The sequence below is a fragment of the Streptomyces sp. NPDC000983 genome, assembly GCF_040299205.1.
Classification (GTDB): domain Bacteria; phylum Actinomycetota; class Actinomycetes; order Streptomycetales; family Streptomycetaceae; genus Streptomyces.
Window position 1 is genome coordinate 1 of the sequence record NZ_JBEPBM010000086.1, and the last position, 11,291, is coordinate 11,291.

Genomic DNA, 11,291 nt, shown 5'->3' on the forward strand with positions numbered 1-11,291 from the left:
CAGGGTTCGACATCTACTACCGCGCCTCCGACGGCACCAACCACGGCTTCGCCACCCTGTCCACCGCCGGAAAGCAGAAGTTCTACAAGATCGACATCCTCACCGGCCGCGCCCGTCTCATCGGCACCTTCCCCGCCAACCGCCCGGTAGTCGACGTAGCCCTCCCCCTCAACCAGCGCTGACACCAGCCCCGACAGGGCTCACACGCAACGCACCACAGCCACGCAACCGCCTGGACACCTCCCAGGCGGTTGCGTGCCGCAGTCTCACGGTTCAGGCCACCAGGGCCACAGGGTACGGAAACTGGCGCCCGGCGCCGACTCAGGTCCTCCAGGCGGGGCCGCCACGCCGCACTGACGGCGGCGGGGTACGAGGAAATGCGACAAGCAGGGTGGATCAGGCTGGAAGAACGCGTGACTGACCCAGCGAGGACGACGTACCCGTTGGGGGGTTCGCGGCGCGCTCGGGCCGCCTGGCTCTGAATCCTTCCCCCGCGGATGCCCGCCCTCCCGCGGGGGCGCCCAGCCGGTCGGCAACCGATGTCGGCGCCGCCCAGAAGGAGAGGGTGATCCGGGTGGAGGCGAGCGCGTCGCCCCGGGCCTGTCTCCCCGACCACGGGCCCTGTGATGAATATCGGGAGGACGCCGGACGGGTCGGCCGGACACAATGCGGCCATGGTTGGTCACGTTCGAATTGCTCCACGCCCGGACTTCCTCAGCAAGCCGTCGCTGAGCGGTGAACAGGTGCGGCTCCGGCCGGTCACACTGGATGACGTGCCCGCGCTGATGCCGATGCTCCTGGATACAGAGACATCACGGCTGACCGGCAGTCATGACGACGGGGCACTCGATGAGGGGCGCATACATACCTGGTACGACAGCCGTCGGGAGCAAGATGACCGGCTGGACCTTGCCGTGGTCGAGCTGGCGACGGGGCACGTCGTCGGCGAGGCGGTCCTCAACGAGTGGGACCCGGGCAACGAAAGTTGCAACTTCCGGATCTGCCTGGTGCCCGGCACTTATGGATCGGGGCTGGGGACGGAGGCGACCCGTTTGATCGTCGGGTACGGCTTCGAGGAGCTGGGGCTGCACCGCATCTCGCTGGAGGTCTACGCCTTCAATCCGCGAGCCCGCCGCGCTTACGAGAAGGTGGGGTTCGTCGCCGAGGGCGTGCTGCGTGACGCACTGCTCTGGGAGGGCGAGCGGGTGGACGCGACAGTGATGTCGATCCTGGCTCCGGAATGGTTCCAGCACGGTGGACGTCCGGTAAGAGCTGGTCACGCATCGGCCTGACCGTGCCGCTGGCGTCAGGTCGCTCGTTGTGCCGCTCATGATGAGTCGAGGTGATCCGACCGACGCCGAGTGGGCCGTGCTGGAGTCGCTGCTGCCGGTGAGCAACAACCGATGCGGGCGGTGGCGGGACCACCGCCAGGTGATCAACGGCATCATCCATCGGCTCAGCACCGGGGTGCAGTGGCGAGAACTCCCGGAGCGTTTCGGCCCGTGGAAGACCGTCCACAAGCACCACTTGCGCTGGTCGGCCGATGGCACGTGGGAACGCCTGCTCCACCACCTCCAGGCCGTCGCCGACGCGGTGAGCGACATCGACTGGGACATCAACGTCGACTCGACCTCGATGCGCACACATCAGCACGCGGCCGGTGCACCGAGGAAGCCGCCACCGGCCCTGCTGGCTGGAAAAAAAGGGGACCGCGCGAAGATCAGTTCACATGCGCGCACATGCGCCACAGCCGCCAGCTCAGGCTGATGCGGCTGTTCGGCATCACCGAGCAGACCGCCATGCGCTGCATCACCGCCCACCCCGAACGAACCGCCAAGCTGCCCGGGCAGCCCGCCTGGCTCAGCCCTGGAGGGTGGCGAGCCAGTCGGTCAGCAGGCGGTTGACCTCGTCGGGGCGCTCCTGCTGGATCCAGTGGCCGCAGCCGTCCAGGAGGTGGGAGCCCGACAGGCCGGGGAGGGTGGTGGGGTAGGCGTCGATGGCGTCGGACATCCAGGTGGTGGAGGCGTCCAGGGCGCCGCCGATGAACAGGGACGGCTGCTTGATCGGGGCTCCGTGGTGCGGGGAGAGGTCTTCCCAGTCCCGGTCCATGTTCCGGTAGCGGTTGAGTGCGCCGGTGATCCCTGTGCGCTCGAACTCCCCGGCGTAGACGTCGAGGTCGTCCTCGCTCAGCCAGGCCGGGAGGACCCCTGTGGGGAAGCGGTCGCCCAGCCGGCCGCCGCGGGCGACGAAGTGCGGGTCGGGCTCGCCCTGGGCGGGCATGGTGTCGGCGGACAGGGCCGCGTAGAAGCCCGCGAGCCAGCCCCGGACGTCGGGCTCGATCTCCGCCTCGGCGCGGCCGGGCTCCTGGAAGTAGGAGACGTAGAACTCCTGCTCGGGTCCGCCGATCCGGCCGAAGATGTCGGTGGGGCGGGGGCCGCCGGGCGGCGCGTAGGGGACGCTCAGCAGGCCGACGGCGCGGAAGACCTCGGGGTGGAGCAGGGCGGAGGCGGCGGCGATGTTGGAGCCCCAGTCGTGGCCGACGACCACCGCGTTCTCCTCGCCGAAGGCGCGCACGACGGCGACGTTGTCCTCCACCAGGTCAAGCATCCGGTAGGCGTCGGTCGCCTTCGGCTTGGAGGAGCGGCCGTAGCCGCGCACGTCGATCGCCACCGCCCGGTACCCGGCCGCGGCGAGGGCCGGCAGCTGGCGGCGCCAGGAGTACCAGGACTCGGGGAAGCCATGCACGAGCAGGACCAGCGGGCCGGTGCCCTGCTCGACCAGGTGCAGGCGCCCGGCCGGGGCCTCGACGGTGCGGTGGCAAAGCTTCGCGGTCGGCTCGGGCTGCATGGGCTTCTCCTCGGATCGCGGGCGAACGCGGCTGCCCGTCGATCATGCGGCGCGGCACCCGCCCAACGCGATCAGGCTTGCCATTGTGGCAAACTCGCAGGACACAGCGGTGGAGCGGCACGGCAGGAAGGAGCGGGACAGGTGGCAGTCGACGACGTGGACGCCACACTGGCTGCGATGGGGCCCCGGTTGCGGGCCGCACGCGAGCACCACGGCGCGACGCTCGCCGGTGTCAGCTGCGCGACCGGCATCTCGACCAGCACGCTGTCCCGGATCGAGACCGGCCGGCGCAAGCCCACCCTGGAAGTGCTGCTGCAGCTGTCGAAGGAGTACGGCGTCTCCCTCGACGAACTGGCCGGCACCGCACCCACCCCCGCGGCCGAGCCGCGCACGGCGCCGCTGAGCTTCGGCGACGACAAGGCGGCGTGGCCGCTGACCCGGTACGTCGGCGGCCTGCACGCCCACAAGCACGTCCTGCCTGCTCTCAAGGACCCGCCCGCGCGGCCCCGTCAGGTCTCCCACGACGGCCACGAGTGGCTGTGCGTCCTGTACGGGCGGCTGTGGCTCGCCCTCGGCGACCACGACCTCATCCTGACCCCCGGGGAGGTCGCCGAGTTCGACACCCGCACCCCCCACGGGGTGGCGAACGCCGGCCCCGGTGGACCGGTCGAGTACTTGATCATGTTCGGCCCCCAGGGCGAGCGCCCACGGCCGCGCACCCCTCCAGCCGCCGGCTGCGGGAACCGCCAGCCGAATCGCCCCCGGGCCGGCCGCGAAGAACAGCCGTAGGACCCAAAAACCCGCTCCGGCAGGACAGCGACATCACGACCTGCACATAGGTCGGTCGTCCTGGCGCATCGGGCGCGCTGCGTCGGTGTTGTCCTGTCCGGCGTAGCGGTACATGGTGGCGCTGGCTCGGTCGGGTGCGGGGGCAGGCGGGCGGCGGGCAGGGAGGCCACCGGGTGAGCGGGGAAGCATCACGCGTGGCGTCGGAACCAGTGGCGGTGAAGGGCCTCGCGATGCCGTTCGCGGATCAGGTCGCCCGCTGGGCGCTCGTCGAACGTGGGACAGGTCTCGGCGTATGCCTGGAGGATGGACAGCAGATTGGGGTCGACGTCCTCGAAGAGCCGTTCGCGTTCCACGAAGGGCTGGACCGCCGCCCAGACGGTGGCGGCGCGGCGGCGGACCATCAGAGTCGCTGCCGCTTCGTCGATGATGCCCATCGCGTACAGCGCGGCGATGGTCTGGAAGAAGTAGGTCACGTTGAACACGACTTCACGCGTCTGCGAGGGCAGGCCCCGCAGGCCCTGGGCCGGATCGTGCTCGTGCGCCAAGCGGCCGCACACGTACTGGTACTCGTCGTGAAGCCGAGCCGTGCGGAACTCGGCGAGCAGGTCCATCAGGGCCGGCAGATAGTTGGCGTGCCGAGCCGCCCGGACCTGGCGAGAACCGAAGAAGAGACTGGCCACAAGCGCTACCACGGACACGGTGATGGCGAGAACGTTGAGCAGGGTGGATGAGCTCACCTCGGACCCCCGATCATGCAGACGGCTGCACCTCGCCGGGCGCCGGCAAGGCGGTGCACTCCCGTTGGGGACGGGCAGTGGACAGACGCCGTCGGTGGGGCGGTGGGGTCCGTAGTGTCCTGTTTTCCCGGTCCTTGCGCGACGCGAAACGTAGGGAAGTCCAGCCGGTGCGTGGCGGATCGTTCGCGTGCGTGATTGCAGGCACTCGCCCGACGACGCTGTGAGGACTGCCCCACACGGCGTGGGGCGCATGCCCGCGCGGGCCGGTGGCCGCGGCTTGTCCAGGGGCAGGTGCAAGAGCGGGAACGCCAGCCGCCGGCCTCCAGCGCCGCGGCCTGATCCTCTTCCTCCTGGCGCAGCCGCTCCCGCTCCCGGCGCTGGTGGTCATCGGCCTCGCCCCGCACGGCCGCCGCGACGGCCAGGTGTCGGCGGTTCTCACACAGGTGCGGGTGAGGCGGGCGATTGTTCCAGTCGCGGGTGTGGCCGGTCGCCTCCCACTGGTCGTCGGTGGACTTCTGTCCGCAGTCGGTGCAGACCGGCCGCCGTGCTTCCCGCTGCTCGGCCTCCCCCTGGCCGCGGCGCCGCGGGGAGGATCCTCGGAGTGGACGCCGTCGGCGTCGCGGCGTGGAACGTCCTCAAGTGGCCGCTGCCGGCGTGCCTGGCCACCGTCATGGTCCTGGTGCTGTTCCGCTCCGGCCAGGCCACCGCCCTTCGGCCTGCGGCACCGGGCCGTCGGCGGCCTGCTCGCCGTCGTCCGGGGGCTCCCGGCCTCCGCCGGCTTCACACCCTGTGCATCGCGAAACACGCGGGCACCTACGACCGCCTGTACGGCTCTTTTGCGGTCGGCGTCGTCTTCCTCGTCCGGTGGTGGATAACCGACCTCGCCCTCCTCGCCGGAGCCCAGTTCAACGCGGAACTCGCCGGGATCCGCCAGGGTCGGCCCGCCCCGACCGGGGTATGAAGCGGGGCAGGCGACAGGCGGGGGCTTATGGGGATATGGGGAGGCGCGGGGGCTGTGTCACGGATCGTTGTGGTGCACGGGATCTTCAACTACGAGAAGGGGGCGACACCGTCGGAGGCGGCCGAGCGCGGCGCCGCTCAATGGCGGGAGCGGTTGGCGCAGGGGCTGGCCCAGGTGTCGTTCGAGCGCGCGGTGCCGGATGTGGCGGTGGCCTACTACGCGGATCTCCTCCTGCCGCGTCTGGCGGACGACGCCCAGTCCGTAGCACCGCCGGTGTCCTTCGACGACCCTGACGAACGCGAGGAACTCGAACTCGCCAAATGGCTCGCCGGCGCCGGGCTGGTGGCTCCCGAGGACGCGATGAACCGCGCTCTGGCTCCGGCGAGATGGCTGGTGAGCAGGCTGGTCGAGGAACACGGCAACCGCTTCGTGGAGCGCCTGCGGGAGCAGACGGTGGAGCGGTTCATCGGGTTTTTCCTTCGTGGACACCCCCGGCTTCAGCCGGGGGAGAAGCGAAGCTCCTGCGGAGCAGGACAGGGAAAGCCGGTTCGCCGCCAGCGTGAACCGGCGTTCACCCTCAACTGGCTTCGCTCTGACACAAACTGACGGGCTAGTGTGTGAAGCGTGACGACCAGCCACGTGAAGCGGGCGTTCAAGTACCGCTTCTATCCAACCGATGCGCAGGCGGCGGAACTGTCGCGCACGTTCGGATGCGTGCGGAAGGTCTACAACCTCGCCCTCGCGGCACGCACGGAGGCGTGGGCGCGGCAGGAGCGGGTGAACTACAACCAGACGTCGGCGATGCTGACGGCCTGGAAGAAGACCGGGGAACTCGCCTACCTCAACGACGTCTCGTCCGTTCCACTCCAGCAGGCCCTGCGGCACCTGCAGATGGCGTTCGCGAACTTCTTCGCCAAGCGGGCGAAGTACCCGCGTTTCAAGTCGAGGAAGAAGTCCCGCAGGTCGGCGGAGTACACCACCAGCGCATTCCGGTTCCGCGACGGCACGCTGACCCTGGCGAAGATGACGGAGCCACTCGACATCGTCTGGTCCCGTCCCCTCCCCGAGGGTGCGTCCCCGTCCACAGTGACCGTGTCGCAGGACGCGGCCGGACGGTGGTTCGTGTCCCTGCTCTGCGAGGACCCCTCCGTCCAGCCGCTCCCCGCCACGGATGCAGCCGTCGGCATCGACGTCGGCCTCGACCACCTGCTCACGCTCTCCACCGGGCAGAAGGTCGCCAACCCCCGGCACGAGCGCCGTGACCGCACCCGCCTCGCCAAGGCCCAGCGGCAGCTGTCCCGCAAAGCCCGGGGTGACGGAGCGAACCGGGTCAAGGCACGCCGCAAGGTCGCCAAGATCTACGCCCGCATCGCCGACCGCAGGCGTGACCACCTGCACAAGCTCACCACTCGGCTCGTTCGTGAAAACCAAACGATCGTGATCGAGGACCTCACCGTCCGGAACATGCTGAAGAACAGAAGACTGGCCCGCGCCATCAGCGATGCCGCGTGGGCCGACTTCCGGAGCCTGCTGGAGTACAAGGCCCGCTGGTACGGCCGCAACGTGATCGCGGTCGACCGCTGGTTCCCCTCCTCCAGGCTGTGCTCCGCATGCGGCGCCCTGCAGGACAGGATGCCGCTGAACATCCGCACATGGACGTGCGACAGCTGCGGGACGACCCACGACCGGGACGTGAACGCGGCGAAGAACATCCTGGCCGTCGGGCTGACGGCGTCTGTCTGTGGAGCCGGTACAAGACCTCAACGGAGCACTCCGGGCGGGCAGTCGGCGACGAAGCAGAAACCCCTACAGCGCGAGCCGTAGGAACCCCCTCCTTCAGGAGGGGGAGGAAGTCAAGCAGGCACTCGTGGCGAACCTGAGAGAGGTGGAGGCCTACTCCACCTGGCCGGAGCGGCGCCGACTGGTACGGGACAGGAGTACGGCTCGCCGGGAATCGACGGCGAACCGATCGTGCTGGTGTTCGCGAGCAACGGAGGAGGGAATCTGTTCGCGATCGGCGACAGCGGGCGGATCTGGAGATCGACCACGGCCTCCTGGTTCGACGACTTTGAGGTGGTCGCGGCCAGTCTCCAGGAGTTCCTCGAACACCTCGGCCGACTGGCCGCGGCGCGACCCTGATCAACCGGGAGTTGGAAGTCCGGCTCTGAGGCTCACGCCCATTCCTCGCGTGGCCGCAGCTTCGCCAAGGTCTGTTGGGCTTCGTTGCGGACCCCGGTGTCCGGGTCCGTTGTCAGCTCTCGGTACTGCTTGATCAGTCGGTCCGCGCCTTCGGTCGTCATCCATTCGGGGTTGCAGTCCAGGGCAGCACCGAGATGGTCCATGGCGTCGTAGTTGCCCGCCTGGCTGTAGGCCAGTAGGACACAGCGCAGGCCGATGATGTCTTTGCGTTCGAGCAATGCCTCGGCCGTTTCCTGGATGACCCAGGTGTCCTGGGCATCCAGGAGAAGGCGGTGGATGACGTCCGCCAGTTCCTCGATCCTGTCCGAACCCGCGAGCTGCCGCCCAGCCGTCCCACGGACGGACCAGGCCGACGAGTCGGCATTCTGGATCGCGGTGTTCAGTTCTTGATCGTCGAGGGATGCCATGCCCCCAGCCTGCCAGGAACCCCGGCGGTCTCGGGATGATTCTCGTTGGCCTCGCTGCTGTTTGACCTTGGTCTGGCCGGTTACGGACTCGTCTGATAGCCCGCCCCGCCAGGCTGACTGTGCGGGCCACGGACAGCATCCAGCACCGCTTGGCCCTGATTATCGACGAACTTGGTGAACAGCTGCTGCGAGTAGCCGAAGACGATGGCCCAGGCGATGATCTGAGCGGACGAGTCGAGAGCGCTGAGACCTGGGACGAAACCACCCCGCATGAGCAGCAGTCCAAGCCCTGCGGTCAAGGCCCCGGTGGGCAGCTTCAGCAAGGCCAGCACGACCGGCACGTTGTAGGGCAGTGCCGTCCCCCGGATCCGCCGCGGAGGCGATGGCGGCGGACAGGACACCGACGATTTCGATGATGAGGTAGTCCTGGGTGCGTGCGGTGGCGGCGATCTGGTCCGCAGTGGGCGGCAGGGGAAAATCCTCACTGAACGAGGAAGGGCAGACCACCCTGTAGGTTCCACCACCCATCTCCGGTGTGAAGCACAGCGGAATCGCGGTTTCCCAGATGCACGACATCACCGCGACACCGACCGCCGCGATGAACAGGCCAATCGTCACTGCCGCCACGATCGACACGAAGCTGCGGACACGCAGGGTCTCCTTGCGCAGAAGGCGCCGGGCCTGGCTGACGGTCTCGGCGAGGAAGGCACGCTCCCCCCTCCTCAGCCCGTTTTGGCCCTGCTCATCGTGCTGCAGCCTGCGCGCGATGTCGTGGGCTCGAATGCGCCGTGGGTCCCCGGACTGGAAGTGCTCATCGATGAGCGCCAGCATGTCGGGGAGCAGCGCCTGGATGTCCTCGCCGGAGGCCATCCAGACCATGAGGTTCATCGCGGCATCAACGTGGGACTGCGCGACACCCAGATGCGCAGCCCGTCGCATGCGCGGATGCGAGTCGTGCGCGAGTGCCGACTGCGCTTGTTCGAGCTCCACTCGCGCCTTGGCGGCGTACGAGTCCGCCACGTCCCTACGGTCCTCGCACGCCAACGCCCGAACGGCCGCAGCGTCAAGGATCGCCTCCAACTCGGTGATCCTTGCCCGCAGGGCCTCCTTCTGCTCCCACGGCCCCATCTCTGCACGAGAGGCCCTGAAGGGCATAGCCGCACCGAACCACCGACGGGTTCTTGTCAGCCAGGGTTCCTCACCGGACTCCCCGCCGCCTGCCGTGCCGCTCATGAAGACCTCCTGCGCCCGCGCCACCAGTGACGCCATGGATTCGGCCTCGCAGCCAAGCCCCCGCAGGACGGCTCGACCATTCAGCAGGCCAAATTCACCGGAGAAACGATCCTCGAACTCGATCACTCCTGGCGGAACGACCCGCCGCTCAGGCGGGCGTGGATCCGATCCAGGCGGCGTGGTGTCTGGGTCCGTCCTGGGACAACGCCTCGCCCCAGCAGCAGAGTTACGCCGCGGAAACGGCCGTCCGCCTGCTGAGCCTGGCCGGCGACGCCGAGATTGACGAGGCAGGCCGGATCAATGTGCCCTGCGGACGCCTCGGGACGCAGAAGGACCCGGTACGCGGCGCACTCGTGACAACCCTGCGTCGGCACGAGGGAGCCACGCTGTACGAATTGCTGGAGGACCCCCGCTTCGCGCTTCCGCAAGGTCCTCCACTCCCGTCGTCCGCCACTGCGCAGCGAGTTCGGCGGATATCGCACACCCTAGCTGACGGCCGCCCTCATCACGGCATTCGGTCTGTCTCTCCATGCCATGATCACGCGGTGCTCGGTGCCCGGACTGCCCTCCGTGAATCCAGGCATGTGGACGATCGCCTGGATACCGCTGTGGGCGGCGTTGGCCGCCCTTGCGGCGATCTGACCCAAAAGCGCATCGCGCCCCTGGCGCCGCTTCACCCGTCACTGCCGCGACACCGTAACCCGAGCCCTGACCGACGAGGACAGGCGCACACGCCACCGGGTGTCCGTCGTCAGTGCATCCACTGCGCGCGAGCGGCCCGCACCGCCCAGGACAACAAGCCCGGGCTCAGCGGACCGCTCAAGCCGCAGTGACCGCACTACGCCCCGGCACGACCTCGACGACGCGGCCGGCTCGGACACCCTTGACGGCGGCCCGGACAGTGGCGATTTCGGCGGAGGCGACTGCCCCCGACCACGCTCTCGGGCCCAAGCACGGCCGCCGTGATCAGGTACGGCACGGCACGGGCCTCCACGGTCATGCCCTCCGTGCGGAGGCGGTGGTCCTGGCCCTCGGCGTACCGCCGACGGAGAGGGGTGTTGCCGCAGGGCCCGGAGTCCGTGAATACCAGGTGCGTTCAGTGGTCAGTGACCGGTCGCCTGCGTGGCGGCGTCGGTCTCGGAATCCGCTCCGGCGGTGGAGAGCGTACCGCCGGAGCTCTCCAGGTGGGCGCGGACGAACCACTGGAACTTCTCGAGGTCACGAAGCTGCTCGATCAGGAGATCCTCGGTGGAGGGGTCGAGCTTGCCGACCTTCTCGACGGCTTGACGCAGACTGGTGAGAACACCGGTGTAGACGAGATCAAGGGCCCCCAGGTGGCCGATCGCGTCCGCGCGGCCGACGCTGTAGTCCTCCCAGTCCCGCTCGGCGACCAGTGCGCCGGGGGTGCCCTTGGCGACGCCGCCGAGGGCCGCGATGCGTTCTGCGACGTCGTCGGCCATGTCCCGGACCCGGTCGACCTGCGGATCCAGCATCTCGTGCACGGCGATGAAGTGCGGGCCGACCACATTCCAGTGGACGTGCTTGAGGGTCAGATGCAGATCGTTGAGAGCGTGCAGCCGGCCCTGGAGTTCCCCGATCACGCTCTCGGCGTCGGAGAGGGACAGACCCGGGACGGTGTAGCGGGGAGCGTCGTTCTTGGTCATGACGAGACGGCTTTCTGTGCGATGTACAGGGATTTCTCACGTACCCCATCCGAGGCCCTTCATCACTGTGAGCAGCGCACGGCCCCGGCCGTTGCGGTGACAGCCGCCCTTTCCGCGTACGCCACACCTGCAACCCGTTGCGGAATGCGACATTCCAGGCTTTCGGCACGAAGTGCGGGGTACGCGCGATCACGGCGTGGCCGACACCACTGGAGTGGCGCGCTCGACAGAGAACCCATTGAACCCACGGGGCGGACAAGGGAGCACAGGATGCGTTTGACCAGGCGGGTCGCGACGATGACTGTGGTCGGCATTTGCGTTTTAGGCATGGCCGGCTGCGGTTCGGACGACGGCGGCGGCGAGGGGGCGTTCGAGGGCGAGAGTGCGGACGCGATCGCGGCGAAGGCGGTCGAGGCGACCCGGGATGCCGATTCCATGCGCATGCAGGGTGAGG

At 68.8% G+C, this 11,291-nt stretch carries 13 protein-coding genes and 1 pseudogene; 9 read left to right on the forward strand and 5 right to left on the reverse strand.

All coding sequences use genetic code 11. The features are described from left to right. The 3 genes from ABT296_RS37845 to ABT296_RS37855 all read left to right on the forward strand — a co-directional run. On the forward strand, positions 1-182 hold a 182-nt coding region (locus tag ABT296_RS37845; RefSeq protein ID WP_351934580.1), incomplete at its 5' end, for a DUF4394 domain-containing protein. A 492-nt stretch (positions 183-674) separates the two neighbouring features. Continuing rightward, positions 675-1,292, forward strand: a complete 618-nt coding sequence (locus ABT296_RS37850) for a GNAT family N-acetyltransferase (RefSeq protein ID WP_351934582.1) — start codon at positions 675-677, stop codon at positions 1,290-1,292. A 37-nt stretch (positions 1,293-1,329) separates the two neighbouring features. Continuing rightward, the gene (locus tag ABT296_RS37855; RefSeq protein WP_502977435.1) at positions 1,330-1,767 is read left to right on the forward strand and encodes an IS5 family transposase; all 438 of its coding nucleotides are present in this window, start codon (positions 1,330-1,332) and stop codon (positions 1,765-1,767) included. 93 nt (positions 1,768-1,860) lie between these two features. Here ABT296_RS37855 and ABT296_RS37860 read toward each other — a convergent pair whose 3' ends face one another. Then, complete coding sequence (locus ABT296_RS37860; protein ID WP_351934584.1) at positions 1,861-2,847, reverse strand: alpha/beta fold hydrolase; 987 nt, start codon at positions 2,845-2,847, stop codon at positions 1,861-1,863. A gap of 141 nt (positions 2,848-2,988) precedes the next feature. On the opposite strand from ABT296_RS37860, the gene ABT296_RS37865 reads away from it, so the two are divergent. Continuing rightward, positions 2,989-3,636, forward strand: a complete 648-nt coding sequence (locus tag ABT296_RS37865) for a helix-turn-helix domain-containing protein (RefSeq protein WP_351934586.1) — start codon at positions 2,989-2,991, stop codon at positions 3,634-3,636. Between the two features lie 188 nt (positions 3,637-3,824). Here ABT296_RS37865 and ABT296_RS37870 read toward each other — a convergent pair whose 3' ends face one another. Then, positions 3,825-4,373, reverse strand: coding sequence for a DUF4760 domain-containing protein (locus tag ABT296_RS37870; RefSeq protein ID WP_351934588.1), 549 nt, complete (start codon positions 4,371-4,373; stop codon positions 3,825-3,827). A 601-nt stretch (positions 4,374-4,974) separates the two neighbouring features. Here ABT296_RS37870 and ABT296_RS37875 point away from each other — a divergent pair. The 4 genes from ABT296_RS37875 (at position 4,975) to ABT296_RS37890 (ending at position 7,473) form a co-directional block, all read left to right on the forward strand. Further along, on the forward strand, positions 4,975-5,334 hold the full coding sequence (locus tag ABT296_RS37875; protein ID WP_351934590.1) for a hypothetical protein: 360 nt from the start codon (positions 4,975-4,977) through the stop codon (positions 5,332-5,334). Positions 5,335-5,406: 72 nt separating this feature from the next. Next, entirely contained in the window at positions 5,407-5,940 is a 534-nt protein-coding gene (locus tag ABT296_RS37880) for a hypothetical protein (protein WP_351934592.1), read from the forward strand. 18 nt (positions 5,941-5,958) lie between these two features. After that, positions 5,959-7,158 carry an RNA-guided endonuclease InsQ/TnpB family protein gene (locus ABT296_RS37885; protein WP_351934594.1) on the forward strand — a complete coding sequence of 400 codons (1,200 nt, stop codon included), beginning with the start codon at positions 5,959-5,961 and terminating at the stop codon, positions 7,156-7,158. Between the two features lie 153 nt (positions 7,159-7,311). Then, complete coding sequence (locus tag ABT296_RS37890) at positions 7,312-7,473, forward strand: SMI1/KNR4 family protein (protein WP_351934595.1); 162 nt, start codon at positions 7,312-7,314, stop codon at positions 7,471-7,473. 32 nt (positions 7,474-7,505) lie between these two features. Here the strand turns inward: ABT296_RS37890 and ABT296_RS37895 are convergent, their stop codons facing one another. The 3 genes from ABT296_RS37895 to ABT296_RS37905 all read right to left on the reverse strand — a co-directional run bounded on the left by ABT296_RS37895 (position 7,506) and on the right by ABT296_RS37905 (position 10,837). Further along, positions 7,506-7,940: a hypothetical protein gene (locus ABT296_RS37895; protein ID WP_351934597.1), complete on the reverse strand. Its 435-nt coding sequence runs from the start codon at positions 7,938-7,940 to the stop codon at positions 7,506-7,508. A 159-nt stretch (positions 7,941-8,099) separates the two neighbouring features. Then, entirely contained in the window at positions 8,100-9,299 is a 1,200-nt protein-coding gene (locus ABT296_RS37900; RefSeq protein WP_351934599.1) for a hypothetical protein, read from the reverse strand. A gap of 977 nt (positions 9,300-10,276) precedes the next feature. Next, complete coding sequence (locus ABT296_RS37905; RefSeq protein WP_351934601.1) at positions 10,277-10,837, reverse strand: Dps family protein; 561 nt, start codon at positions 10,835-10,837, stop codon at positions 10,277-10,279. Between the two features lie 270 nt (positions 10,838-11,107). On the opposite strand from ABT296_RS37905, the pseudogene ABT296_RS37910 reads away from it, so the two are divergent. Further along, positions 11,108-11,291 (forward strand): annotated as a pseudogene (locus ABT296_RS37910) (hypothetical protein); the annotation flags it as partial.

What these genes read in the sequence shown, in the direction of transcription:
- ABT296_RS37850 (WP_351934582.1), top strand. Translation starts at nt 675, where the DNA reads ATGGTTGGTCACGTTCGAATTGCTCCACGCCCGGACTTCCTCAGCAAG.
- ABT296_RS37855 (WP_502977435.1), top strand. Translation starts at nt 1,330, where the DNA reads ATGATGAGTCGAGGTGATCCGACCGACGCCGAGTGGGCCGTGCTGGAG.
- ABT296_RS37860 (WP_351934584.1), bottom strand. Translation starts at nt 2,847, where the DNA reads ATGCAGCCCGAGCCGACCGCGAAGCTTTGCCACCGCACCGTCGAGGCC.
- ABT296_RS37895 (WP_351934597.1), bottom strand. Translation starts at nt 7,940, where the DNA reads ATGGCATCCCTCGACGATCAAGAACTGAACACCGCGATCCAGAATGCC.
- ABT296_RS37905 (WP_351934601.1), bottom strand. Translation starts at nt 10,837, where the DNA reads ATGACCAAGAACGACGCTCCCCGCTACACCGTCCCGGGTCTGTCCCTC.